Below are 23,371 nucleotides of genomic sequence, written 5' to 3'. Positions count from 1 at the left end.
GACTGCGCGCCCTACCCCCCGCCCAACTCCCCCGCTCTCGCCCGCAGCAGGGCCCGCTCGCTCTCGTTCCTGGTCAGCTCCGCCGCCCGCTCGAACTCCGCCCGGGCCTCCTCCGTCCGTCCCAGCCGGGCCAGCAGGTCGCCCCGGACGCTCGGCAGCAAGTGGTAGCGCGCGAGGCCCGGTTCGGTGGCGAGGGCGTCGACGATCGGCAGGGCCGCGGCCGGGCCCTCGGACATCGACACGGCGACCGCGCGGTTGAGTTCGACGACCGGCGAGGGCGCGAGGACGGACAGCCGCCCGTACAGCGCGGAGATCGTCGCCCAGTCCGTCTCCTCGTACGAGGCGGCCCGCGCGTGACAGGCGGCGATCGCGGCCTGGAGGGCGTACGGCCCGAACGAGCGTCCGCCCCCGGCCCGTTCGAGCGCGGCGAACCCGCGCCGGATCAGCAGCCGGTTCCAGCGCCGCCGGTCCTGCGCGGCCAGCAGCACCGGCCGCCCGTCCGGCCCGGTCCTGGCCGCCGTCCGGGAGGCCTGGAGTTCGAGCAGGGCGGCCAGGCCCTGCGCCTCGCCCTCCTGCGGGACGAGCGCGGCGAGGACCCGGGCGAGCCGCAGGGCGTCCTCGCAGAGGCCCGGGCGCAGCAGGTCGTCGCCCGCGGTGGCCGCGTACCCCTCGTTGAAGATCAGGTAGACGACTTCGAGGACGGAGCCGAGCCGGGCCGCCCGGTCCTCGCCGTACGGCACCTCGAACTCCACGCCGGCCTTCGCGAGCGCCCGCTTCGCGCGGGTGATCCGGGCCGCGACGGTCGCCTCCGGTACGAGGAAGGCGCGGGCGATCTCGTCCGTCCGCAGCCCGCCGACGAGCCGCAGGGTCAGCGCGGCGCGGGCCTCGGCCGAGAGCACCGGGTGGCAGGCGGTGAAGATGAGCCGCAGCACGTCGTCGTCGATGTCGCCGCCCGCCGGGGCCCCGCGCCGGACGCCCCTCGGGCCGTCACAGGCTGTCGAACGGCGGGATGATCCGTACGACCACGATCAGCCGGGCCCTCGGCGCGGCAAGGAAGTAGAACCAGCCCCCGGCCGAGTCCATCCGACGCAGGCCTCCGGGCCGCGGCCCCTCCCCCAGGTCACCCACGTCCACGCCCATCTCGGCGAGGTCCACCAGCTGGGACGTCAGCCGCTCGACCTCCGCGACCACCCGCGCCGGGACACCTCCGGCGACGTGGGCGAAGTCGGGGTCGTACTCCCAGCGCCAACGCTCACTCACCACTCGTCCTCGACAGCGCGCCCCGGGCGTCGTCGAGCATGCGGCCCAGCTGCGCCGCGGCCTCCCTCACCTGATCCGCTTCTCCGGTCGCGACGACGGATTCAAGCTCCCGGAAACGCATCGCGAGCCTGGGCTGACGCTGGATCTGGACGTACACGGCCCAGTGCGCGGTGAATCGGCGCAGCGGCGCGAGATCGGATCCGAGACGGGCCTGATCCGCCGCCTGGTCCAGCTCGCGGGTGAACGCGGGCAGCGCCGCCGGGGCGATCTGCGCCACCGCCTGTCTCAGTGCGGTGACGGTCGACGGTGGCTGCGGGATCAGCGGCTGATCGGCTGCGCTGGCGGTCATGTGCTCTCCCATGGCCGGGATTGTGAACCGTTCGACCAGCCTAGCGAGCGGGAACGCGGCACCGTCATCCGATCCGGTGACGCTCGTTCCGGACCCGCTCGCCCGGCCCTCTCAGACGTAGTCCTCCAGGCGCGCCACCGTGAAGCCCTGCTCCTGGATCCTGCGGAGCATCGTCGCCGTCATCTCGGTCATCGTCCGGCCCTTGAGCTCGGAGGGGCCCCGGAAGTGGGCCAGGATGATGTCGCCGGGGTGGAGCTTCTTGTCGCCGCGCTGGTACTGCATGTTCTTGATCTGCATGGACTCGCGCCAGAGCACGAGCGCGTCGACGCCGCAGCTGCCGGCCGCCGCGCGGGTGGCCTCGTTCCAGTTGCCGTAGGGCGGGCGGAAGAGCCGGGGCGTGGTGCCGTAGCGCTGGGCCAGCTTCGTCTGCTGGCCGCAGATCTCCTTGCGCTGGGCCTCCTGGGAGAGGGTGCGCAGGTTGGGGTGGGTGAGGGTGTGGTTGGCGAGGCCGTGGCCCTGGGCGACGAGCGGCGCGAAGTACGCGTAGTCGGCGCGGATGGCCGAGTCGGTGAGGAACATCGTGAAGGGGACCTTGAGGTCCTTCATCATCGTGACGAACTCGGCGTCCTTCTCGGCCCCGTCGTCGATCGTGAGGAAGACGATCTTCTCGGTGGTGGGGATGTCGCTGATCACGGGCACCGGGCCGCCCGGCTTCCGGACCACCGGCTTGACCGCCGGCGGGGCGGGCGGCGGCGCGAAGGGCTTCAGGCCCCACTTCCGGTACGCGGCGGCAGCGGCGGCTCCGGGAGCGCCGGCCGCGTCGGGAGCCTTGTTCCCGGCGGACGGGTCGACGGCGGAAGGGTCGGCCGCGGACGCGGTCGTCTTCGGCGGGGCGACGGCGGCCGGCGGCCTCTCCGCCGTGCAGCCGGTCACCAGGAGGGTGGCGGCCGTCAGCGCCGCCCACAGCGCGATCGTCTTCTTCACGCGCTGTGGGATGCCCGTTCCGCTCGAAAGGTTGCTCTACTTTCGAACGTTGTCGCCTATTCGACCGATTCGAAGCGCCATCTGTGCACCGGACGGGTGATCAGCTCGGCGTCCGGCTCCGGCAGCTCGGGCAGCTCGGCGTCGAAGGTCTCCGCCTCCCACCAAGTGAGGACGAGGACCCGGTCCTGCGGGGCCCGGAAGATCTCCCGGCGGACAGGCTCACGGGGGAGGACCTGCGCCCGCGCCCACTCCAGGAGCTCGGCGCCCCGGCCCTGCGCGGCCCGCGCCTCCCACATGAGGGTGAGCCTCATGAGTACAGGTTCTCCTTGCTGACCTCGTGCACGTGATCGTGGTCGTGGGAGTGGCCGTGGCCGTGCGCCGCGCCCGGCACGTGCGGGTCCGTCACCGGCAGCGACGAGTCCGCCGACAGCTCCAGGTCGGAGGCCGGCCGGTTGCGGGCGACCATCTCGGAGCCCAGCGCCGCGACCATCGCGCCGTTGTCCGTGCACAGCCCCGGCCGGGGCACCCGCAGCCGGATGCCGGCCCGCTCGCACCGCTCCTGGGCGAGCGCCCGCAGGCGCGAGTTGGCGGCGACGCCGCCGCCGATCATCAAGTGGTCGACGCCCTCGTCCTTGCAGGCCCGGACGGCCTTGCGGGTGAGGACGTCGACGACCGCCTCCTGGAAGGACGCGGCCACGTCCCGTACCGGCACGTCCTCGCCAGCCGCCCGCTTGGCCTCGATCCAGCGGGCGACGGCGGTCTTGAGGCCGGAGAAGGAGAAGTCGTACGCGGGGTCCCGGGAGCCGCTCAGACCGCGCGGGAACGCGATGGCGGCCGGGTCGCCCTCCTTGGCGAGCCGGTCGATGACCGGTCCGCCGGGGAAGCCGAGGTCGAGGACGCGGGCGATCTTGTCGAAGGCCTCGCCGGCCGCGTCGTCGATGGTGGCGCCCATGGGCCGCACGTCGGAGGTGATGTCGGAGGAGAGCAGCAGCGAGGAGTGCCCGCCGGAGACGAGCAGCGCCATCGTCGGCTCGGGCAGCTTGCCGTGCTCCAGCTGGTCGACGCAGATGTGCGAGGCGAGGTGGTTGACGCCGTAGAGCGGCTTGCCGAGCGCGTACGCGTACGCCTTGGCGGCCGAGACGCCGACGAGCAGCGCGCCCGCGAGGCCGGGGCCCGCCGTGACGGCGATGCCGTCGAGGTCCTTCGCGGAGATCCCGGCCGTCTTCAGGGCGCGCTCGATCGTCGGGACCATCGCCTCCAGGTGGGCGCGGGAGGCGATCTCGGGCACGACGCCGCCGAAGCGTGCGTGGGTGTCGACGCTGGACGCGACGGCGTCCGCGAGGAGCGTGGTCCCGTGGACGATGCCGACGCCGGTCTCGTCGCAGGAGGTCTCGATGCCGAGTACGAGCGGTTCGTCAGCAGCCATCAGAATCAGTCTCAGTTCCTTGAACGGTCAGTCGCATCACGAGCGCGTCCACGTTTCCGGGCTGGTAGTAGCCGCGCCGGAACCCGATGGGCTCGAAGCCGAAGCGCTCGTAGAGCTTCTGGGCCCGGGTGTTGTCCACGCGCACCTCGAGGAGCACTTCTTCGCACTCGAAGGCGGTGGCGTGCTGGAGCAGGTCGGTGAGGAGCCGGGCGCCGAGCCCGGTCCCCCACTGGTCGCGGGCGACGGCGATGGTCTGGACGTCACCGAGGCCGCCGGCGGCGGCGAGCCCGGCGTACCCGACGAGCCTGCCCTCGCCGTTCTCCGCCACGATGTACCGGCGGGTGGCCCGGGGCCCGCGCGCGTGCGCGAGCTCGGACCAGAACATTCCCGCCGACCAGGCGTCCTCGGGGAACAGCTCGTCCTCGAGGGCCAGCACCGGTGCGATGTCCCACCAGCGCATCTCGCGCAGTTCCACGCCGCCGGTCACTTGGGGGTGACCACCTTGTAGTTCTTCGGCACCTGCGCGTCGGGGCGGCGCAGGTACATCGGCAGCGGGTCGAGGAAGCCCTCGCCGCCCGCCGCGAGCTTCTCCGCCGCGAGCGCGGCGAGCCCGGCGGCCGACTGGTGCTCGGGGTCGCGGGCGTCGGGGAAGGCCTCGGGGTAGAGGCGGGCGCCCGCGCCGACGACGGGGAGGCCGGCGAGCCGCTCGGCGATCTCGGCGGGCCGGTCGACGGCCGCGTCGGTCACGCGGGTACGGGAGTCCTCGTACCGCGCCCAGTAGACCTCCTTGCGGCGCGCGTCCGTGGCGACGGCGAACGGCTCGTCGATCCCGGAGGCGTACGCGAGTCCGTCGAGGGTGCACAGGCCGTGCACCGGCACGCCGAGCGCGGAGGAGAAGGCCGCGGCCGTGACGAGGCCTACCCGCAGGCCGGTGTACGGCCCGGGGCCGACGCCGACGACGATCCCGGTGACCGCGTCGAGCGTGCGACCGGCCTCCTTCAGGACCCGGTCGACGGCGGGCAGCAGCAGCTCCCCGTGACGGCGGGCGTCGACCTGGCTGGTCGAGGCGACGACGGCCTCGCCGTCGTGCAGGGCGACGGTGACGGCGGGGGTGGCGGTATCCATGGCGAGCAACAGCACGCGAACAGCCTACGGCTCCCGGGCACGCTGCCCCGCCCCTCGCTCCCCCGACTGCTACCGTCACCCTTCGATACGTTCGTACGAGAGGTGGGCACGGTGGCACGGAGCAGCTCGGGATTCGTGGCCGGGCTCACGGCGGCGGCCGTCGCCGCGGTCGGCTTCCTCGCCTACCAGGCCTCGGCGAGCGCACCGGCGGACCTGTCGGTGAAGCCCCCCGCCTCCGGCACCGCGGCCCCCACGACCTCCCCGACCGGCGGGCCGAAGAAGCCGGCCGCCAACCCGCTGGCCGTCCCGGCGGCCTCCGGCACCGGCGAGCGGGTCGTGTACGCGCTCGGTGACCGCCGGGTCTGGCTGGTGGACGCCGGGAACAAGGCCACCCGGACGTTCTCGGTGATGCCGAGCACGGTGCACCCGACGCCTGGGGCGTACACCGTGACCTCCCGCTCGGGTTCGGTCCGCGGCTCGGACGGCGTGCAGATCGAGCACGTGGTGCGGTTCGCGACGGCCCAGGACGTGGCGATCGGCTTCAGCGCGGCGGTCGACGGCACGACGCCGAGCCCGGACCCGTCGAAGAAGACCGGCGGCATCCGCATGAAGCGGGCCGACGGGGACGCGCTGTGGACGTTCGCGGTGATCGGCGCGAAGGTCGTCGTCGTCCCGTAGCGCCGGGGCAGGGGCGCGGGGCTACGCGCCCGGGGGCGTAGGGCTACGCGGCCCTGTCCCGTACGACCGTGTCCTCGCGCTCCTCTTCGCTCCGCTCGGCCGGCTGTCTGCGCGGCGGGGTCGACAGGGCGCGGGCGGCCGCGCAGGACGCGAGCAGTTCACTCATCGGGACGTGGTCCCGGGTGGGTTCCGCGTGCTTCGGCGTCGCCATGCCTGCCTCCCGTAGGTTAGGTACACCTAACCAGCTCGTGCATCCATGTCACCACGGCACGTACGGACGACGCAACACCTTCCCGACACGTTGTCGGAATCTACGTACCCGGGCGCCCTCGCGTACCGCCGGTCAGAGCACGCCCAGGTCCTCGTCCGCCCAGCGCGCCCCGATCCCGCGCAGCACGACCGTGCGCCGGTCGTCGTCGGTGTCACCCGTCACGCGGTGGATCAGCAGGTGCAGCCGGTCGTCCGTCAGCTCCTCGACCTTGCCGTCACCCCACTCGACGACCACCACCGACTCGGGCAGCGAGACGTCCAGATCGAGGTCCTCCATCTCGTCGAGACCGCCCCCGAGCCGGTACGCGTCCACGTGCACCAGGGCCGGGCCGCCGACCAGGGACGGGTGGACCCGGGCGATGACGAAGGTCGGGGAGGTGACGGCGCCACGCACCCCGAGGCCCTCGCCGAGGCCCCGGGTGAGCGTGGTCTTCCCGGCGCCGAGCTCACCGGTGAGCATGACGAGGTCGCCGGGACGGAGGATCTTCGCGAGCCGGCGGCCGAGCTCCTGCATCTGCTCGGGGGAGTCGACGGACAGGGTGGCGCCGGAGACGGGCGGGTGCGCTGCTTCCATACCCGCCAACTTAGCCGTTTCCGGTCTCCGGCCTCACCGCGACGGTCGCCGCCGTCGCCTCCGGGACGGCGCCCGCCCGAACGAGCAGGTCGGCGAGGCGGTCGGTGACCACCTCAGGGTGCTCCAGCATCACCAGATGACCGCCGTCGGGCACGATGACGAGTTCCGCGTCGGGCAGGAGGTCCGCGATGGCCTCGGTGTGCGAGCTGGGGGTCACCAGGTCGTGGTCCCCCGCGAGCGCGAGCACCGGCAGCTCCTGGAGGACGGGCAGGGCGGCGGCCTTGTCGTGCTCGGCGAAGGCCGGGTAGAAGGCCGCGACCACGTCGATCGGGGTGGACTCGATCATCCGCTCGGCGAAGCGGGCGACGGCCGGGTCCACGTCCCTCGACGCGAACGAGTACCTCTTGATCAGCCCGGCGAACAGGTCGGCGGTCGCCCGGCGGCCCCGCTCGACCAGCTCCGCCTGGGAGCCGAGCGCGCGCAGCACCCCCGGCAGGACCCGCCGGACGGCGTTGACGCCGGCGATCGGCAGCCCGTACGACACCTCTCCCAGCTTCCCGGCGGAGGTGCCGACGAAGGCGACGCCGACGACCCGGTCCCGGACGAACTCCGGGTACCGCTCGGCGAGCGCCATGATCGTCATGCCGCCCATCGAATGCCCGACCAGCACGAGCGGGCCCTCGGGGGCGGCCACGTCGAGGACCGCCTTGAGGTCGCGGCCCAGCTGGTCGATGGTGACGGGCACCCCGTCGGGCCCGGACTGGGCGACGCCCAGCCCGGAGCGGCCGTGGCTGCGCTGGTCCCAGTGGACGGTACGGACGAGACCGCGCAGCGCGGCCCGCTGGAAGTGCCAGGAGTCCTGGTTGAGGCAGTAGCCGTGGCTGAAGACGACGGTGACGGGCGCGGGCTCCTTGCGCCCGAAGAGCCGCCGCCGGCGGGCGGGCGGAGCGTCGTCCTCGACCTCGTCCACCTCGTAGTACAGGACGGTCGAGTCGTCCGCGAGGGCCCGGCCCGGGGTCCCCCGCAGCCCGCCGTACGGACCGGTGGCGTCCAGCGCGAGACGCGCCTTCTGCCGTACGGAGCGGCCGACGGTCAGCCGCTCGACGGCGACCCCGGCGGCGGCCCCGGCCGCGAGCACGCCTATCGCGGCGCCGGCGAATCCGGCGCGCCGCCAGGTACCGGTGCTGCTGGACTCGCCCACGGGGCCCCCTCTATTCGCCCAGGTACACGCGCGGGACGCGCGCGCCGATCCGGGTCACGATCTCGTACGCGATGGTGTCGGCGGCCACCGCCCAGTCCTCCGCGGTGGGCTCGCCCAGGTCGCCGGGCCCGAAGAGCACGGCCTCGGTCCCCGGCGCGGGGACGTCCCCGCCGAGGTCGACGACGAACTGGTCCATGGCGACCCGCCCGGCGACGGTCCTGACGGTGCCGTCGACGAGGACGGGGCCGCGGCCCGAGGCGTGCCGGGGGACGCCGTCGGCGTAGCCGAGCGGGACGAGACCGAGGGTCGTCTCCGCGTCGGTGACGTAGTGGTGGCCGTAGCTGACGCCGTGCCCGGCCGGGACCCGCTTCACCAGGGCGACGCTCGCCTTGAGCGACATCACGGGCCGCAGCCCGAGCTCGGCGGAGGTGCCCAGCTCCGGGCTCGGCGAGACGCCGTACATGGCGATACCGGGACGGACCAGGTCGAAATGAGCCTCAGGGAGGGTGAGGGTGGCCGGGGAGTTGGCGATGTGCCGGACCTCCGGCCGGACGCCGGCCTTCTCGGCGTAGTCGAGCATCGAGCGGAACACGTCGAGCTGGGCGGCGATGGAGGGGTGGTGGGGCTCGTCGGCGCACGCGAAGTGCGACCAGAGCCCGGTGACCTCGACCAGCCCCTCGGCCTCGGCCTTCAGCGCCTCACCGACGAGCTCGGGCCAGTCGGCGGGCTGGCAGCCGTTGCGCCCGAGCCCGGTGTCGGCCTTGAGCTGCACACGGGCGACACCACCGGTGGCCCGCGCGGCCCGCACGACCTCCTCCAGGGCCCACATCCCGCTCACGGACATGTCGAGACCGGCCTCGATGCCCTGGTCCCAGGGGTCGCCGGGGGTCCAGAGCCAGCACATGACGGGGACGTCCGTGATCCCGGCGGCGCGCAGCGCGAGCGCCTCGTGCGGGGTGGCCGTGCCGAGCCAGTCCGCGCCCGCGTCCAGGGCGGCGCGGGCACAGCGCACCGCGCCGTGTCCGTACGCGTCGGCCTTGACCACGGCCATGATCCGGACGTGGGGGGCGACGCGGGCGCGCAGCGTGCGGACGTTCGCACGCAGCGCGCCGAGGTCGATCTCGGCGCGGGCTCTGCGGGGCGGCGGTGTCTCAGTCATCGCGCCCAGTCTCTCAGGTGTCAGCTGCCGGGCCGCTTTCCCCAGATGTAGACCCGGTCACCCTTGCGCAGCACGTCCCAGAGTTTCCGGGCGTGGGCGTAGCTGAGATTGACGCAGCCACGGCTTCCGGTGGGCGTGGCGAGCTGCCCGTAGACGGCGTGGAAGGCCTGGCCGCCGTTGAAGAACTGGGAGTACGGCATGGGGGTGTTGTAGATGGAGGACCAGTGGTCCTTGTGCCGCCAGTAGATGGAGTGCCATCCGGTGCGGGTGGCGTACCCGGGGCGTCCGCTCCGGATGTTCACCACGGGGAAGGTCACCTTCGAACCCTTCCGCACCCACATCAACTGCCGGTCGAGGTCGACACAGGCGACGGCGTACTTCTTCACCGGGCAGCGCCGCTTCGGGTCGAGGTCCTTCCGGGCGGCGAGCAGCTCGGCCCGGGCCCAGGTGACGGGCCCGGCGTAGCCGTTGGCGGGCTTGATCTTCTCCCTCACCTGGAAGGCGCGGATGGCCCGGCAGTCGGCGGCCGACTGCTTCCCGTCGACCCGCAGCTTCAGCAGCCGCTCGACCTGCCGCTGATGGGTCCCGGTGCTGGCGGTGCAGGCGGCCGCGACCGCGCTCCGGGGCATGTACTCGACCAACTCGTCGACGTCCTCCTCGGGCACGGGCACGGGCACCTCGCCCTCGGGCTGCAGGGGCGGCAGCACCTGGTCGGGCGTATCCATCGGATACTCGGCCCGCCCACCCCCGACGACCCCGGGCACGAGCACGTCCCCCGGCTCGGGAGCGTCGGCCACGGCCGGGCCCCCCACGGCGGGCACGAGCAGGACCCCAAGGAGAACCCCCGGCAGAACGAACAACGACACGACACGACTTCTCGATCTGATCACCCACCCACCCAATCCCCACCGGCCCCGGCGAGCGCGCCGAGAGAGGCGGCCGGGGGAGCGGGTTCGGCCGAGTGGGGGGATGGGGGGGTGGGGTGGCGTGGGGTGGGGTGGCGTGAGGTGGCTCGGGCCCCGGCTCCGACTCCGGCCCCGGCTCCGGCTCCGCCCCGGCCCCTACTCCCCCGCCCGCACGTCCCGCCACGCCTCCCCCAGCGTCCCCGCCACCTCCCCCGCCGTCACCGGGCCGCGGCCCTCCGAGGCCCGGCGGGCCGCAAGACCGTGCAGGTACGCCGCGCACGACGCCGCGTCCACCGGGCGGAGGCCCGCCGCCAGGAGCGAGCCGGCCAGGCCCGACAGGACGTCGCCGCTGCCCGCCGTCGCCAGCCAGCCCGTCCCCGTCGGGTTCACCCGCACCGCCCCGGCCGCGCCCGCCCCGCACACCAGCGTCGTCGAGCCCTTGAGCAGGACCGTCGCCCCGTACCGCCCGGCCAGTTCCCGTACCGCCGCGAGTCGTCCCGCCTCGACCTCCTCGCGGGTGGCGTCGAGCAGCGCCGCCGCCTCCCCGGCGTGCGGGGTGAGTACGGTCGGCGCGCTGCGGGCCCGTACGAGCGCGGGGTCGAGGCCGCGCAGCCCGTCCGCGTCCACCAGCACCGGCACGTCCGACGCGAGGACCTCCGCGACGCCCGGCTCGTCGCCGAGCCCCGGTCCGACGACCCAGGCCTGCACCCGCCCGGCACGGTCCGGCGGCCCGGGGTGGACGAGGGTCTCCGGGTGCGCGGCGATCACCGCGTCGGCCGCGCCTCCGACGTACCGCACCGCCCCCGCGCCGCCCCGCAGCGCGCCCTCGACGGCGAGCACCGCGGCGCCCGGGTAGCGGGCGGAGCCGGCGACGACGCCGACGACCCCGCGCCGGTACTTGTCGCTCTCGGCGCCCGGCACGGGCAGCAGCCGCGCCACGTCCTGGTGCTGGAGCGCCTCCAGGTCGGGCACGCCCGGCAGTTCGTCGCCGAGTCCGATGTCGACGAGCCGCAGCGCGCCCGCGTACGAGCGCGCGGGGTCGACGAGCAGCCCGGGCTTGTACGTCCCGAAGGTCACCGTGACGTCCGCCCGCAGCGCCTCCCCGGTGACCTCCCCGGTGTCCGCGTCGACGCCGCTGGGCAGGTCGACGGCGACGACGACGGCGTCGGAGCCGCGCGCGGCCCGGGCGACGGGCACGGCGTCGGGCCGGAGCCCGCCGCGGCCGCCGATGCCGGTGATGCCGTCGAGGACGAGGTCGGCGGTGGCGAGCGGCGCGAAGGGGTCGTCGGCTTCGACCCGGCCCCCCGCGGCCCGCAGCGCCGCGAGCCCGCCCTCGTGGGCGCGGTCGCCGAGCAGGACGGCGGTGACTCCGGCGCCGCGCCGGGCGAGCCGGGCGCCGGCGTAGAGGGCGTCGCCGCCGTTGTCGCCGCTGCCGACGAGGAGGACGACCCGAGCCCCGTACACCCGTCCCTTGCCGAGGAGCGAGAAGCAGGCGGCGGCGAGTCCGGCGGCGGCCCGCTGCATGAGCGCGCCTTCGGGCAGTCGGGTCATGAGGGCGGCTTCGGCGGCCCGGACGGTCTCCACGCGGTGAGCGGTACGCATGGTCAGCAGTCTGCCGCAGCCCCGGATCACGCGCCCGCCGCCGCCAAGGCCTGCTCGACCGGAGCGGGTTGACGCCCCCGGCCCCGGCCCCGGCAGCCGCACGCACACGGCGAGGGCCCAGGCCGCGCGCGGTACACGCAACCCGCCCCCGGCCCCGGCAGCCGCACGCACACGGCGAGGGGCCCGGCCGTCATCCGACGACCGGGCCCCTGGTCCGTACACCCCGGGCCCTGGTCCGTACATCCCGGGCCCCTGGCCCGTACACCCCGGGCACTCCGTACACCCCGGGCTACGCCTCCGCGATCACCACCGCGGACGCCACCCCCGCGTCATGGCTCAGCGACACGTGCCAGTGCTTCACGCCCAGCTCCGCCGCCCGGGCCGCCACCGTTCCGCGCACCCGCAGCCGTGGCTGGCCGGTGCCCTCGACGTACACCTCGGCGTCCGTCCAGTGCAGCCCGCCCGGCGCGCCGAGCGCCTTGGCGAGGGCCTCCTTCGCGGCGAACCGCACCGCGAGGGAGGCGGGCCCGCGGCGCTCGCCGCTGGGGAGCAGCAGTTCGCGTTCGACGAAGAGGCGCTGCAGCAGCCCCGGTGTCCGTTCGATCGACGCGGCGAACCGGTCGATCTCGGCCACGTCGATCCCCACCCCGATGATCATCTGTTCACCCTCGCACACTCACTCCACGGTCACGGACTTGGCCAGGTTGCGCGGCTGGTCGACCTCGTTGCCCCGCGCGGTGGCGAGCTCGCAGGCGAAGACCTGGAGCGGCACGGTGGAGACCAGCGGCTGGAGCAGCGTGGGCGTGGCCGGGATGCGGACGAGGTGGTCGGCGTACGGGACGACGGCCTCGTCGCCCTCCTCGGCGATCACGATCGTCCGGGCGCCGCGGGCCCGGATCTCCTGGATGTTGGAGACGATCTTGTCGTGGAGGACGGACCGGCCCTTGGGCGAGGGCACCACGACGACGACCGGCAGGTCCTCCTCGATGAGCGCGATCGGCCCGTGCTTGAGCTCCCCCGCGGCGAACCCCTCGGCGTGCATGTACGCGAGTTCCTTGAGCTTCAGCGCGCCTTCGAGGGCGACCGGGTAGCCGACGTGCCGGCCGAGGAAGAGGACGGTGTCCTTGTGGGCGAGGGAGCGGGCGAGGGCACGTACCGGCTCCATGGTCTCCAGGACCCGCTCGACCTCGTCGCCGATCCTGGCGAGCTCGCGGACGACCGCGTGGATCTCGTCGCCCCACTTGGTGCCGCGCACCTGCCCGAGGTAGAGCGCGAGGAGGTAGCAGGCGACGAGCTGTGTGAGGAAGGCCTTGGTGGAGGCGACGGCGACCTCGGGCCCGGCGTGGGTGTAGAGCACGGCGTCGGACTCGCGGGGGATCGTCGAGCCGTTCGTGTTGCAGACGGCGAGCACCTTGGCGCCCTGCTCACGGGCGTGCCGCAGCGCCATCAGGGTGTCCATCGTCTCGCCGGACTGGGAGATGGCGATGACGAGGGTCCGCTGGCCGAGGATCGGGTCGCGGTAGCGGAACTCGCTGGCGAGCTCGACCTCGCAGGGGATGCGGGTCCAGTGCTCGATGGCGTACTTGGCGATGAGCCCGGCGTGGAAGGCGGTGCCGCACGCGATGATGACGATCTTGTCGGCCTCGCGGAGGACGGCGTCCGGGATGCGCACCTCGTCGAGGGTGAGCCGGCCCGAGCCGTCGATCCGGCCGAGGAGGGTGTCGGCGACCGCCTTCGGCTGCTCGGCGATCTCCTTGAGCATGAAGTAGTCGTAGCCGCCCTTCTCGGCGGCGGAGGCGTCCCAGTCGACGTGGAAGGCGCGCACGTCGGCGGGCACGCCGTCGAAGTCGGTGACGGTGACGCCGTCCCGGGTCAGTTCGACGACCTGGTCCTGGCCGAGTTCGATGGCCGAGCGGGTGTGCGCGATGAACGCGGACACGTCGGAGGCGAGGAAGTTCTCGCCCTCGCCGACACCGACGACGAGCGGCGAGTTCCGGCGGGCGCCGACGACCACGTCGGGCTGGTCGGCGTGCACGGCGACCAGGGTGAACGCCCCGTCGAGCCGCCTGCACACCAGCCGCATGGCCTCGGCCAGGTCCCCGGCGGAGGAGAACTCCTCGGCGACGAGATGGGCCACGACCTCGGTGTCCGTCTCGGACAGCAGGTCGTGGCCCCGCTCCGTCAGCTCCTCGCGGAGGGCGGCGAAGTTCTCGATGATGCCGTTGTGGACGACGGCGACGCGCCCGGCGTTGTCCAGGTGCGGGTGCGCGTTGGCGTCGGTCGGCCCGCCGTGGGTGGCCCAGCGGGTGTGCCCGATGCCCACGGACCCGCCGGCCAGCGGCCGGTCCACGAGCTCCTTCTCCAGGTTGACGAGCTTGCCCGCCTTCTTCGCCGCGGCCAGGCCCCCGTCGGAGAGCACCGCGACACCGGCCGAGTCGTAGCCCCGGTATTCGAGCCTCTTGAGGCCCGCGACCACCACATCAAGCGCCGACTGCCCGCCGACGTATCCCACGATTCCGCACATGACGGCAGCCTACGGCGCGGGGCCCCCGAAGGACCGCAGTCAGCCCAGCTTGGCGGCCTGCGCGTCGACAACGGCCTGCGGGAGGGCCTTGACGCCACCGGGAACGAGGCTGATCGTCGAGAACGAGGCCAGTGTGTTGCCCTTGCGGAAGACGACGAGCTTGCTGACGAACGGCTCGCCCTCCATCTCGCTGGTGACGGTGAAGGCCACGGCCTCCTCACCGGCGGTGACGGCCTCCGGGGCGACCTTGGCGACCTTCGTCTTCTCCTTGAGGTGCACGACCTGGAAGCCGTCGGCGCACTCCGTGCCGGCCTTCTTCACCGAGGCGAAGGCCTCCTGGGCGCCCTGCCCGTCGTACGAGCCGAGCGTCACCGCCGTGACCATGGCGCTGAGCCCGCCGAGCAGCGCGTCCTCGGGCGAGGCCGACGCGTCCTTCTTCGGCTCCTGCATCACCTTGCGCTGGGCCGACGCCGCGGGCGAACCGGGCGAGATGAAGGACATGGCGTGGGCGATCGGTGCGCAGGCAGCCTTGTCGGCGGTGACCTGGGCGGCGGGCACGACGTCCCCGCTGCCGGCCTTCGTCACCTGGTGGCCCTTGAGGTCGGCGGTCTCGACGATGAGCTCGTCGAGCTCGGCGGCCGACAGCGCCTTCGCCGGGGGCGCGCTGGTCGTGGCGGAGGCGCTGGGCGCGGCGGACCCGCCCTTGTCCCCCTTGTCGCCACCCTTCTCCCCGCCACCACAGGCGGTGACGAGCAGGGCGAGGGACACGGCGGTGGCGGCGACGACGGCGCTTCTCATGGACGTACGCATCTGAACTGGCTCACTGTTTCTCTTCGAATTCCACACCGCCCGAAAAGGCGGCTCCCCCCGCGCGAAGTCGTGAAACAAGCCGTCCAGGCCCCCACGCGGCCTCAAAGGATCACCCTAGGCCACCCCTAGGACAACGCCCCGGCCGCGTGACCCACCCCACCCCCCACACCCCCCGTCGACCCGGGACAATGGCGGGGTGATCACTTCGCCGCCACGAAGCGCCAACGGCACGACGCCCTACGTCGACCTCACCCGCGCCGAGTGGAGCGCCTTGCGCGACAAGACACCGCTTCCGCTCACCGCCGACGAGGTCGAGCGGCTTCGCGGGCTCGGGGACGTCATCGACCTGGACGAGGTCCGGGACATCTACCTGCCGCTCTCCCGGCTGCTCAACCTGTACGTGCAGGCCACCAGCGGGCTGCGCGGCGCGCTCAACACCTTCCTCGGCGAGAGTGCCGAGCAGCGCGGCACGCCCTTCGTCATAGGAGTCGCCGGATCGGTCGCCGTCGGGAAGTCGACGGTCTCCCGGCTGCTCCAGGCGCTGCTCGCCCGCTGGCCCGAGCACCCGCGCGTGGAGCTGGTCACCACGGACGCCTTCCTCTATCCGATGGAGGAGCTGAAGGAGCGCGGCCTGATGTCCCGCAAGGGCTTCCCCGAGTCGTACGACCGCCGGGCCCTGACCCGGTTCGTCGCGGACGTCAAAGCGGGCAAGGAGGAGGTGACGGCCCCGGTCTACTCGCACCTGATCTACGACCGGGTGCCCGGTGAGCGGCTCGTCGTCCGCCGCCCCGACATCCTCATCGTCGAGGGGCTGAACGTCCTCCAGCCGGCCCTGCCCGGCAAGGACGGCCGGACCAGGGTCGGGCTCGCCGACTACTTCGACTTCTCGGTGTACGTGGACGCGCGCCCGGAGGACATCGAGCGCTGGTACCTGAACCGCTTCCGGAAGCTGCGCGACACCGCGTTCCAGGACCCGTCCTCGTACTTCCGGCGCTGGACGCAGGTCTCCGAGGAGGAGGCCTACGACTACGCCCGCACCATGTGGCGGACCATCAACAAGGTGAACCTGCTGGAGAACGTGGCCCCGACCCGCGGCCGGGCGACGCTCGTCGTCCGCAAGGGCCCCGACCACAAGGTGCAGAAGCTGAGCCTGCGGAAGCTCTGATCCCCGTACGGATCTCCGTACGCTCTCCCCATGCTGCATCTCCGTATGATCGTCCCGCCCGACCGCACCCAGGCCGCCGTCAAGGCGATCGAGTCGACGGTCGGCACCACGCACCTGGTGGTGCTTCCCGGCGCGGCCCGGGAGCCCGCCGGAGACGTGGTCATGTGCGATGTCGCCCGTGAGGCCGGCGACGAACTCCTCAAGGAGCTGCGCGAGCTGAGGATCGATCAGGACGGCTCCATCGCGGTCGAGAACATCGACTTCTCCCTCTCCGCGCGCGCGGACACCGCCGAGAAGGAGGCTCCGGGCGAACCGGCGGACGCGGTGCTCTGGGAGCAGTTGGAGGGGGCCACCCACGAGGAGTCGACCCTCTCGATCACCTACAGCGCGTTCATGATCCTGGCGACGATGATCGCGGCCTGCGGTGTCGTCCTGGACAACGCGATCCTGATCGTGGGCGCCATGGCGGTCGGTCCGGAGTTCGGCCCGCTCGCCGGGATCTGCACGGCGGTGGTGCGCCGCGAGCCGAGGCTGGCGGCGCGGTCGCTGATCGCCCTGATCGTCGGTTTCGCGGTGGCGATCGCGGCGACGACGGTGTTCAGCCTGGGGATGGACGCGCTCGACCTGTTCAGCGAGAACCGCCTCGACGCCGACCGCCCCAACACCAGCTTCATCTGGCAGCCGGACCCGTTCTCCTTCGTCGTGGCCCTGCTCGCGGGTGTGGCGGGCATGCTCTCCCTGACGTCCGCCAAGTCCGGCGCCCTGGTGGGCGTGGCGATCTCGGTGACGACGGTCCCGGCCGGCGCGAACGCGGCGGTCGCCCTCAGCTACGGCGAATTCGGCCAGATGTGGGGCTCGACCGAGCAGCTGATGCTGAACCTGTTCGGCATCGTGTTCGCCGGGGTGCTGACGCTGTACGGGCAGAAACTCCTCTGGCGCACCCAGCGCGGCCGCTGGCGTCGCGCACCCGGGGCCCGGAAGGACAGCTGAAAGGGCCCCGCCGCTCCCGATACGGGTGCGGCGGGGCCCTCAACGCATGACGGCGCCTCAGAAAGGTTAGCCCAGCGCCGACTTCACGACGTCCGCGAGCCGCTGCGCGACCGCGCGCGCCTGCTCGATGTCCGCGGCCTCGACCATGACGCGGACCAGCGGCTCAGTGCCGGAGGGGCGCAGCAGGACGCGGCCGGTGGAGCCGAGCTCCTGCTCGGCGGCGGTGACCGCGGCGGCCAGGTCGCCGGAGGTCTTCACCCGGGACTTGTCGACGTCGGGGACGTTGATGAGGATCTGCGGCAGTCGCTCCATCACGCCGGCCAGGTCGGCGAGGGACTTGCCGGTGGCGGCGACCCGGGCGGCCAGCATGAGGCCGGTGAGGGTGCCGTCGCCGGTGGTGGCGTGGTCGAGCACGATGACGTGCCCGGACTGCTCGCCGCCGAGCGCGAAGCCGTTCTCCTTCATGGACTCCAGGACGTAGCGGTCGCCGACCGCCGTCTGGACGAGGGTCAGGCCCTCGCGCTCCATGGCGAGCTTGAAGCCCAGGTTCGACATGACGGTGGCGACGACGGTGTCCCCGCGCAGCCGCCCGGCCTCGCGCATCGCGAGGGCGAGCACGGCGAGGATCTGGTCGCCGTCGACCTCGTTGCCCGCGGCGTCCACCGCGAGGCAGCGGTCGGCGTCGCCGTCGTGGGCGATGCCGAGGTCGGCGCCGTGCTCGACGACGGCGGCCTTGAGCAGATCCAGGTGGGTGGAGCCGCAGCCGTCGTTGATGTTGAGGCCGTCGGGCTCGGCGCCGATGGTGACGACGGTGGCGCCGGCCCGGGCGAAGGCCTCGGGCGAGACGCGGGCGGCGGCGCCGTGGGCCTCGTCGAGGACGACCTTGAGGCCGTCGAGGCGGTTGGGGAGGACGGCGATGAGGTGGGCGACGTACGTGTCGAAGCCCTCGTCGTAGTCGCGGACGCGGCCGACACCGGCACCGGTCGGGCGCTCCCAGGGGGCGCCGGTGCGGTGCTCCTCGTACACGGCCTCGATCTTGTCCTCGAGCTCGTCGGCGAGCTTGTGGCCACCGCGCGCGAAGAACTTGATGCCGTTGTCGGGCATGGCGTTGTGGCTCGCGGAGAGCATCACGCCGAGGTCGGCGCCGAGGACGCCGGTGAGGTGCGCGACGGCCGGGGTGGGCAGGACGCCCACGCGGAGCACGTCGACGCCGGCGCTGGCGAGACCGGCCACGACGGCGGCCTCCAGGAACTCTCCGGACGCGCGGGGGTCACGTCCGACCACCGCGGTCGGCCGATGGCCCTCGAAGGTGCCCGCCTCGGCGAGCACGTGCGCGGCCGCGACCGACAGGCCGAGCGCGAGCTCCGCCGTCAGGTCCGCGTTGGCCACACCGCGCACGCCGTCCGTGCCGAAGAGTCGTCCCACAGCTGTCCTCCGAAAATACGTGCCCAAGCGATGAAAGAGGGTTATGAAAAAACGTACGCCCCGACGGCACGGGCAGTGCCGCCGGGGCGTACGAAAGCAGACCGAGCAGGCGATTAACGCTTGCTGTACTGCGGAGCCTTACGGGCCTTCTTGAGACCGGCCTTCTTGCGCTCGACCGCACGGTCGTCGCGGGAGAGGAAGCCGGCCTTCTTCAGCGCCGGGCGGTTGTTCTCGACGTCCGCCTCGTTCAGCGCACGGGCCACACCGAGGCGCAGGGCGCCGGCCTGGCCGGAGACACCGCCACCCGCGATGCGGGCGATGACGTCGTAGCGGTTGTCGAGCTCGAGCACCTTGAAGGGCTCGTTGACTTCCTGCTGGTGCACCTTGTTGGGGAAGTAGTCCTCAAGGGTGCGACCGTTGATCTTCCACTTGCCGGTGCCCGGAACGATCCGGACGCGGGCGATGGCGTTCTTGCGACGGCCCAGGCCGGCGGCCGGCTGCGGGTCGCCGAAGCGGGACGCGAGCGACTCGGAGGTGTACTCACCCTCGACGAGCTCGGTCTCGGTGGTGTACTCCTCGACGCCCTCGAACTCGTCGACGGGGGTCTCGGGGGTGGTCTCGGCCACGATTCTCCTCAGATTTCTTTCGTTCTTAGGGGGTGTGGCCGGAACTACTGCGCGACCTGGGTGATCTCGAACGGGACCGGCTGCTGGGCAGCGTGCGGGTGGTTCTCGCCCGCGTAGACCTTCAGCTTCGAGAGCATCTGACGGCCCAGGGTGTTCTTGGGGATCATGCCCTTGATGGCCTTCTCGACGGCCTTCTCGGGGTTCTTGTCGAGCAGCTCGTCGTAACGGACGGAGCGCAGACCACCCGGGAAGCCGGAGTGGCGGTACGCCAGCTTCTGGGTCTTCTTGTTGCCGGACAGGTGGACCTTGTCAGCGTTGATGATGATGACGAAGTCGCCCATGTCCATGTGGGGGGCGTAGACCGGCTTGTGCTTGCCTCGGAGGAGGTTCGCAGCCGTGGTCGCCAGACGGCCCAGGACAACGTCCTGCGCGTCGATGATGTGCCACTGGCGAGTGACATCGCCGGGCTTGGGGCTGTACGTACGCACTTCGTAGCCTTCGCTTCTTCAGTGGATGGAGTCCAGACACACCTGAAGCGATCATGCAGCTGGGGCCTGCACTGCCGGGAACTCCGCCCGTATGCGAGCCACTGGTAACTGCTCCAGGGAACCTGCGTATGGGCCCTTCGCGTGAGAACGACGAAGCCAATACGCATAACAAACCGCAACGGTACCCGCGACACCCCCGACGGGTCAAAACGCCGGAGGCCCCGAGGTCGGCGGGTCACCGGATGACCCGCCCCCAGGTCACCGCGCCCGCTCCACCCGTCGCTCGTCCCACACCGGTTCCGTCGTCTCGCGGACCACGCCGTCCGAGCCGAAGACCAGGTAGCGGTCGAAGCTCCTCGCGAACCAGCGGTCGTGGGTCACCGCGAGGACCGTCCCGTCGTACGACTCGAGGCCGTCCTGGAGGGCCTCCGCCGACTCCAGGTCGAGGTTGTCCGTGGGCTCGTCGAGGAGCAGCGCCGTCGTGCCGGCCAGTTCCAGGAGCAGGATCTGGAACCGCGCCTGCTGCCCGCCGGAGAGCTTGTCGAAGGCCTGGTCGCCCTGGCGCTCCAGCTCGTACCGCCGCAGCATCGACATCGCCGCGCCCCGGTCCTTGGCGTGCTCCGTCCACAGGATGTCGACGAGCGGCCGCCCGGTCAGCTCCGGATGGGCGTGGGTCTGCGCGAAGTGCCCCGGGACCACCCGCGCGCCCAGCTTCCAGTCCCCCGTGTGGGCGACGGACGGGTCGCCCGCGAGCAGTCGCAGGAAGTGTGACTTGCCCGACCCGTTCGAGCCGAGAACGGCCACCCGCTCCCCGTAGAAGATCTCCAGCGAGAACGGCTTCATCAGCCCGGTCAGCTCAAGGTTCTCGCAGGTCACAGCACGCACGCCGGTACGGCCGCCGCGCAGCCGCATCTTGATGTCCTGCTCGCGCGGCGGCTCCGGCGGCGGCCCCGCCTCCTCGAACTTCCGCAGCCGGGTCTGCGCCGCCGCGTACCGCGAGGCCATCTCGTGGCTGACCGCGGCCGCCTGCCGCAGGTTGACGACGAGCTTCTTCAGCTGGGCGTGCTTCTCCTCCCAGCGCCGCTTCAGCTCCTCGAAGCGCGCGAAACGTTCCCGCCGCGCCTCGTGGAAGGTGTCGAAGCCGCCGCCGTGCACCCACACGTCGGAGCCGGCCCGGCCGGGCTCGACCGCGACGATCTTCTGCGCGCCCCGGGAGAGCAGCTCCCGGTCGTGGGAGATGAACAGCACGGTCTTACGGGTCTCCCGCAGCCGCTCCTCCAGCCAGCGCTTGCCCGGCACGTCGAGGTAGTTGTCCGGCTCGTCGAGGAGCAGCACCTCGTCGGAGCCCCGCAGCAGCGATTCCAGGACGAGCCGCTTCTGCTCACCGCCGGAGAGCGTCCTGACCTCCCGGAACTGCGCCTTCTCGTAGGGCACGCCGAGCGCGGCCATGGTGCAGATGTCCCAGAGGGTCTCGGCCTCGTACCCCTGCACCTCGGCCCAGTCGCTGAGGGCCTGCGCGTACTTCATCTGCGCGGCCTCGTCGTCGACGGTCATGATCAGGTGCTCGGCCTCGTCGACGGCCTTCGCGGCCTCCCGGATCCGCGGCTGCGCCACGGAGACCAGCAGGTCACGGACGGTGGACTCGTCCCGTACCGACCCGACGAACTGCGGCATCACGCCGAGCCCGCCGCTGACGGTGACGCTGCCGCCGTGCGGCTGGAGCTCCCCGGAGATGAGCCGGAGCAGTGTGGTCTTGCCGGCGCCGTTGGCTCCGACGAGGGCGACGACGGCGCCCTCTCCGACCCGGAAGGAGGCGTCCCCGAGGAGGACCCTCCCGTCGGGGAGGTAGTACTCCAGATGCGCGGCCTCGACATGTCCCATGCGGTGCATTGTCGCCGCCCGCGTCGCCCCGGCCCAACCGGTTTAGGATGCGCGGCATGAGCTTTGGGGGACCGCAGTGGCCGCACGAGCCGCAGCAGGGCGGGCAGCAGGGGTACGGGCAGCAGCCGCAGCCGGGGTACGGGCAGCAGCAGCCGCAGGGGTACGGACAGCAGCCCGGCTACGGCCAGCAGCCGGGCGGCTTCCCGGGAGCACCGGGACCGGGGCCGGGACCAGGACCGGGGCCGGGGCCGGACCCCTTCCCCGGCGCGCAGGGCGGGTCGACCCCCGACTGGGGCGCCCTCGCCGACGCCTCGGCCTCCCGTAACCGCCGCAAGCGCTGGCTGATGATCGGCGGCGGCACGGTCGCCGCGCTGGTCGTCGGCGCGATCGTCGCCACCGCGGTCGTGGCCAACGGCAAGAAGAACGACGAGGCCACGACCGGCGGGGTGCCCACCGGCGCGGTCTCCCCCACCGCCGCGCCCACCCCCGAGCCGACCTTCTCGTCGGTGGCGCCGCCGCCCCCGCCAAATCCGAAGGACTACATCTCGGACCCGAAGAAGGACAAGGCCCCGCTCTCCGCGGAGGGCCTCTTCCCGGGCAAGAAGCTCACGATGAACAAGCGCGTCTACACGAAGGGCGCGACCTCCGCCACCACTAACTGCGCCGCCGTCACCCAGGGCGGCCTCGGCGCCGTCCTGACGAAGAACGGCTGCCAGCGGGTGCTCCGCGCCACGTACGTGAAGGACGGCGTGGCGATCACCGTCGGTGTCGCCGTGTTCCCCTCGGAGGCCGCGGCCCTGAAGGCGAAGGGCCAGGCCACCGGCGGCGTCGCCCCGCTGACCGGCGCGGGCGTCCGTGACTTCTGCCACGCCACCGTCTGCCTGCGCCGCGCGAACTCGGTCGGCCGCTACGCGTACTTCACCCAGGCCGGCTTCGCCGACGGCAAGAAGGTCACCACGGCCGACAAGCCGGTCTTCCAGACCAGCGACGACCTGGGCACCTTCACCTTCAACCAGATCTACGCCCGCGGCCGCGCCCAGGCCTCAGCAGCAGCCGGCGCTCCCGGGGAGTGACCGCTTGTTCCTGGCCTCCAGGTTCCGGGCGGCCAGGAGCTCGTCGGCGGGGTAGCCGACCTCTTCGAGGGTGAGGCCGTGCGGCCGTACGACGTGCACGGCGGAGTCCCGCACACCCGCGGCCAGCACCTTGCCGGGCCAGTCCACCGGCCGGTGCCCGTCGCCGACGAACAGCAGCGCGCCGACCAGCGAGCGGACCATGTTGTGGCAGAAGGCGTCCGCCTTCACGGTGGCCTCGAGCACCCCGTCGGGACGCCGTTCCCAGCGCAGCTCCTGGAGCGTGCGGATGGTGGTGGCGCCCTCGCGCCGCTTGCAGTACGCGGCGAAGTCGTGCTCGCCGACGAGCGCGGCGGCGGCCTCGTTCATGGCGTCCATGTCGAGGGCCCAGTCGTGCCACAGGACGTGGCCGCGCAGCAGCGGGTCGACCCCGCCGGGGTTGTCGGTGACGCGGTACGCGTAACGGCGCCAGATGGCCGAGAAACGGGCGTTGAAGCCGCTGGGGGCCTCGGCGAGGGACCAGACCCGCACGTCGTGCGAGAGGCGCCCCGCGAGCCGCCTGAGCAGCTTGTCGCGGTGCTCGGCCCACAGCTCGGCCGGCAGGTCGACATGGGCGACCTGGCCGCGCGCGTGGACCCCGGAGTCGGTCCGGCCGGCCACGGTCAGCTCGTACGTCTCCTTGGACCGGGTGACGGTCCGCAGGGCGTCCTCGATGTCCCCCTGCACGGTCCGCTGCCCCTGGGCCTGCTTGGCCCAGCCGGAGAAGTCCTTGCCGTCGTACGACAGGTCGAGCCGGACCCGTACGAAACCGTCCTGCACGTCATCGCTCACGCGGAGCTTCCTCTCGAAACCATCGAAT

General features: G+C 72.7%; 25 protein-coding genes and 1 pseudogene. 4 read left to right on the top strand and 22 right to left on the bottom strand.

What is annotated here, in order from left to right:
• Nucleotides 1-11: 11 nt before the first annotated feature.
• The 8 genes and pseudogenes from DEJ43_RS22210 to tsaB all read right to left on the bottom strand — a co-directional run.
• Nucleotides 12-947, bottom strand: a pseudogene (locus tag DEJ43_RS22210) (RNA polymerase sigma factor); the annotation flags it as partial.
• A 40-nt stretch (nucleotides 948-987) separates the two neighbouring features.
• A complete protein-coding gene (locus DEJ43_RS22205; RefSeq protein WP_015035621.1) occupies nucleotides 988-1,260 on the bottom strand; it encodes a hypothetical protein in 273 nt (90 codons plus the stop codon).
• Nucleotides 1,253-1,609, bottom strand: a complete 357-nt coding sequence (locus tag DEJ43_RS22200) for a DUF6247 family protein (RefSeq protein ID WP_015035620.1) — start codon at nucleotides 1,607-1,609, stop codon at nucleotides 1,253-1,255. The genes DEJ43_RS22205 and DEJ43_RS22200 overlap by 8 nt, the downstream gene beginning before the upstream one ends.
• A 111-nt stretch (nucleotides 1,610-1,720) precedes the next feature.
• Entirely contained in the window at nucleotides 1,721-2,593 is an 873-nt protein-coding gene (locus DEJ43_RS22195; protein ID WP_015035619.1) for a polysaccharide deacetylase family protein, read from the bottom strand.
• A 56-nt stretch (nucleotides 2,594-2,649) separates the two neighbouring features.
• A complete protein-coding gene (locus tag DEJ43_RS22190) occupies nucleotides 2,650-2,904 on the bottom strand; it encodes a hypothetical protein (RefSeq protein ID WP_015035618.1) in 255 nt (84 codons plus the stop codon).
• Nucleotides 2,901-4,019, bottom strand: a complete 1,119-nt coding sequence (gene tsaD, locus DEJ43_RS22185; protein ID WP_015035617.1) for a tRNA (adenosine(37)-N6)-threonylcarbamoyltransferase complex transferase subunit TsaD — start codon at nucleotides 4,017-4,019, stop codon at nucleotides 2,901-2,903. The genes DEJ43_RS22190 and tsaD overlap by 4 nt, the downstream gene beginning before the upstream one ends.
• Complete coding sequence (rimI, locus tag DEJ43_RS22180; RefSeq protein WP_041664127.1) at nucleotides 4,009-4,479, bottom strand: ribosomal protein S18-alanine N-acetyltransferase; 471 nt, start codon at nucleotides 4,477-4,479, stop codon at nucleotides 4,009-4,011. Before rimI ends, tsaD begins: the two co-directional genes overlap by 11 nt.
• Nucleotides 4,480-4,502: 23 nt before the next feature.
• A complete protein-coding gene (tsaB, locus tag DEJ43_RS22175; protein WP_015035615.1) occupies nucleotides 4,503-5,159 on the bottom strand; it encodes a tRNA (adenosine(37)-N6)-threonylcarbamoyltransferase complex dimerization subunit type 1 TsaB in 657 nt (218 codons plus the stop codon).
• 96 nt (nucleotides 5,160-5,255) lie between these two features.
• Here tsaB and DEJ43_RS22170 point away from each other — a divergent pair, with 96 nt between their 5' ends.
• Nucleotides 5,256-5,822, top strand: coding sequence for a L,D-transpeptidase (locus tag DEJ43_RS22170; protein ID WP_015035614.1), 567 nt, complete (start codon nucleotides 5,256-5,258; stop codon nucleotides 5,820-5,822).
• Between the two features lie 43 nt (nucleotides 5,823-5,865).
• On the opposite strand, the gene DEJ43_RS37550 is transcribed toward DEJ43_RS22170, so the two are convergent.
• From DEJ43_RS37550 to DEJ43_RS22130, 9 genes are all read right to left on the bottom strand, one after another.
• Entirely contained in the window at nucleotides 5,866-6,033 is a 168-nt protein-coding gene (locus DEJ43_RS37550) for a hypothetical protein (protein WP_015035613.1), read from the bottom strand.
• A gap of 132 nt (nucleotides 6,034-6,165) precedes the next feature.
• Nucleotides 6,166-6,666, bottom strand: coding sequence for a tRNA (adenosine(37)-N6)-threonylcarbamoyltransferase complex ATPase subunit type 1 TsaE (tsaE, locus tag DEJ43_RS22165; protein ID WP_041662777.1), 501 nt, complete (start codon nucleotides 6,664-6,666; stop codon nucleotides 6,166-6,168).
• 10 nt (nucleotides 6,667-6,676) lie between these two features.
• On the bottom strand, nucleotides 6,677-7,867 hold the full coding sequence (locus tag DEJ43_RS22160) for an alpha/beta fold hydrolase (RefSeq protein ID WP_015035611.1): 1,191 nt from the start codon (nucleotides 7,865-7,867) through the stop codon (nucleotides 6,677-6,679).
• A 10-nt stretch (nucleotides 7,868-7,877) separates the two neighbouring features.
• Entirely contained in the window at nucleotides 7,878-9,026 is a 1,149-nt protein-coding gene (alr, locus tag DEJ43_RS22155; RefSeq protein WP_015035610.1) for an alanine racemase, read from the bottom strand.
• Nucleotides 9,027-9,046: 20 nt separating this feature from the next.
• Nucleotides 9,047-9,892 (bottom strand): L,D-transpeptidase family protein, encoded by an 846-nt coding sequence (locus DEJ43_RS22150; protein ID WP_233447974.1) that lies wholly within the window; start codon nucleotides 9,890-9,892, stop codon nucleotides 9,047-9,049.
• A gap of 195 nt (nucleotides 9,893-10,087) precedes the next feature.
• On the bottom strand, nucleotides 10,088-11,533 hold the full coding sequence (locus tag DEJ43_RS22145) for a bifunctional ADP-dependent NAD(P)H-hydrate dehydratase/NAD(P)H-hydrate epimerase (RefSeq protein WP_041664126.1): 1,446 nt from the start codon (nucleotides 11,531-11,533) through the stop codon (nucleotides 10,088-10,090).
• 289 nt (nucleotides 11,534-11,822) lie between these two features.
• Nucleotides 11,823-12,191 carry a holo-ACP synthase gene (locus DEJ43_RS22140; protein WP_041664125.1) on the bottom strand — a complete coding sequence of 123 codons (369 nt, stop codon included), beginning with the start codon at nucleotides 12,189-12,191 and terminating at the stop codon, nucleotides 11,823-11,825.
• Between the two features lie 18 nt (nucleotides 12,192-12,209).
• Nucleotides 12,210-14,057, bottom strand: coding sequence for a glutamine--fructose-6-phosphate transaminase (isomerizing) (gene glmS, locus DEJ43_RS22135; protein WP_015035606.1), 1,848 nt, complete (start codon nucleotides 14,055-14,057; stop codon nucleotides 12,210-12,212).
• A 39-nt stretch (nucleotides 14,058-14,096) separates the two neighbouring features.
• Entirely contained in the window at nucleotides 14,097-14,855 is a 759-nt protein-coding gene (locus DEJ43_RS22130; protein WP_233447973.1) for a hypothetical protein, read from the bottom strand.
• Nucleotides 14,856-15,063: 208 nt separating this feature from the next.
• On the opposite strand from DEJ43_RS22130, the gene coaA reads away from it, so the two are divergent.
• Both coaA and DEJ43_RS22120 read left to right on the top strand, forming a co-directional pair.
• The gene (gene coaA, locus DEJ43_RS22125) at nucleotides 15,064-16,032 is read left to right on the top strand and encodes a type I pantothenate kinase (RefSeq protein ID WP_015035604.1); all 969 of its coding nucleotides are present in this window, start codon (nucleotides 15,064-15,066) and stop codon (nucleotides 16,030-16,032) included.
• Nucleotides 16,033-16,062: 30 nt separating this feature from the next.
• Complete coding sequence (locus tag DEJ43_RS22120) at nucleotides 16,063-17,022, top strand: DUF389 domain-containing protein (protein WP_015035603.1); 960 nt, start codon at nucleotides 16,063-16,065, stop codon at nucleotides 17,020-17,022.
• Between the two features lie 66 nt (nucleotides 17,023-17,088).
• Here DEJ43_RS22120 and glmM read toward each other — a convergent pair whose 3' ends face one another.
• From glmM to DEJ43_RS22100, 4 genes are all read right to left on the bottom strand, one after another.
• Complete coding sequence (glmM, locus tag DEJ43_RS22115; protein ID WP_015035602.1) at nucleotides 17,089-18,447, bottom strand: phosphoglucosamine mutase; 1,359 nt, start codon at nucleotides 18,445-18,447, stop codon at nucleotides 17,089-17,091.
• A 113-nt stretch (nucleotides 18,448-18,560) separates the two neighbouring features.
• A complete protein-coding gene (gene rpsI, locus DEJ43_RS22110) occupies nucleotides 18,561-19,073 on the bottom strand; it encodes a 30S ribosomal protein S9 (RefSeq protein ID WP_015035601.1) in 513 nt (170 codons plus the stop codon).
• Between the two features lie 44 nt (nucleotides 19,074-19,117).
• On the bottom strand, nucleotides 19,118-19,561 hold the full coding sequence (gene rplM, locus DEJ43_RS22105; RefSeq protein WP_015035600.1) for a 50S ribosomal protein L13: 444 nt from the start codon (nucleotides 19,559-19,561) through the stop codon (nucleotides 19,118-19,120).
• A gap of 258 nt (nucleotides 19,562-19,819) precedes the next feature.
• Entirely contained in the window at nucleotides 19,820-21,442 is a 1,623-nt protein-coding gene (locus DEJ43_RS22100) for an ABC-F family ATP-binding cassette domain-containing protein (protein WP_181399453.1), read from the bottom strand.
• 56 nt (nucleotides 21,443-21,498) lie between these two features.
• Between DEJ43_RS22100 and DEJ43_RS22095 the strand changes: the two genes are divergently transcribed.
• Nucleotides 21,499-22,515: a hypothetical protein gene (locus tag DEJ43_RS22095; protein ID WP_015035598.1), complete on the top strand. Its 1,017-nt coding sequence runs from the start codon at nucleotides 21,499-21,501 to the stop codon at nucleotides 22,513-22,515.
• On the opposite strand, the gene truA is transcribed toward DEJ43_RS22095, so the two are convergent.
• Nucleotides 22,486-23,343: a tRNA pseudouridine(38-40) synthase TruA gene (gene truA, locus DEJ43_RS22090; RefSeq protein ID WP_015035597.1), complete on the bottom strand. Its 858-nt coding sequence runs from the start codon at nucleotides 23,341-23,343 to the stop codon at nucleotides 22,486-22,488. The genes DEJ43_RS22095 and truA overlap by 30 nt on opposite strands.
• Nucleotides 23,344-23,371 lie beyond the last annotated feature (28 nt).

Origin of the sequence: Streptomyces venezuelae ATCC 10712 (genome assembly GCF_008639165.1) — a bacterium.
Classification (GTDB): domain Bacteria; phylum Actinomycetota; class Actinomycetes; order Streptomycetales; family Streptomycetaceae; genus Streptomyces; species Streptomyces venezuelae.
The sequence above is the reverse complement of the archived record's forward strand: the minus strand, read 5'-3'. Positions and strand labels throughout refer to the sequence as shown.

Excerpts from the sequence above, each read along its gene's own strand:
- DEJ43_RS22130 (WP_233447973.1), bottom strand. The coding sequence starts at position 14,855 with ATGAGAAGCGCCGTCGTCGCCGCCACCGCCGTGTCCCTCGCCCTGCTC.
- DEJ43_RS22095 (WP_015035598.1), top strand. The coding sequence starts at position 21,499 with ATGAGCTTTGGGGGACCGCAGTGGCCGCACGAGCCGCAGCAGGGCGGG.
- tsaD (WP_015035617.1), bottom strand. The coding sequence starts at position 4,019 with ATGGCTGCTGACGAACCGCTCGTACTCGGCATCGAGACCTCCTGCGAC.
- DEJ43_RS22190 (WP_015035618.1), bottom strand. The coding sequence starts at position 2,904 with ATGAGGCTCACCCTCATGTGGGAGGCGCGGGCCGCGCAGGGCCGGGGC.
- DEJ43_RS22145 (WP_041664126.1), bottom strand. The coding sequence starts at position 11,533 with ATGCGTACCGCTCACCGCGTGGAGACCGTCCGGGCCGCCGAAGCCGCC.
- tsaE (WP_041662777.1), bottom strand. The coding sequence starts at position 6,666 with ATGGAAGCAGCGCACCCGCCCGTCTCCGGCGCCACCCTGTCCGTCGAC.
- alr (WP_015035610.1), bottom strand. The coding sequence starts at position 9,026 with ATGACTGAGACACCGCCGCCCCGCAGAGCCCGCGCCGAGATCGACCTC.
- DEJ43_RS22100 (WP_181399453.1), bottom strand. The coding sequence starts at position 21,442 with ATGGGACATGTCGAGGCCGCGCATCTGGAGTACTACCTCCCCGACGGG.
- glmS (WP_015035606.1), bottom strand. The coding sequence starts at position 14,057 with ATGTGCGGAATCGTGGGATACGTCGGCGGGCAGTCGGCGCTTGATGTG.
- DEJ43_RS22120 (WP_015035603.1), top strand. The coding sequence starts at position 16,063 with ATGCTGCATCTCCGTATGATCGTCCCGCCCGACCGCACCCAGGCCGCC.
- DEJ43_RS37550 (WP_015035613.1), bottom strand. The coding sequence starts at position 6,033 with ATGGCGACGCCGAAGCACGCGGAACCCACCCGGGACCACGTCCCGATG.
- DEJ43_RS22200 (WP_015035620.1), bottom strand. The coding sequence starts at position 1,609 with ATGACCGCCAGCGCAGCCGATCAGCCGCTGATCCCGCAGCCACCGTCG.
- DEJ43_RS22140 (WP_041664125.1), bottom strand. The coding sequence starts at position 12,191 with ATGATCATCGGGGTGGGGATCGACGTGGCCGAGATCGACCGGTTCGCC.
- rimI (WP_041664127.1), bottom strand. The coding sequence starts at position 4,479 with ATGCGCTGGTGGGACATCGCACCGGTGCTGGCCCTCGAGGACGAGCTG.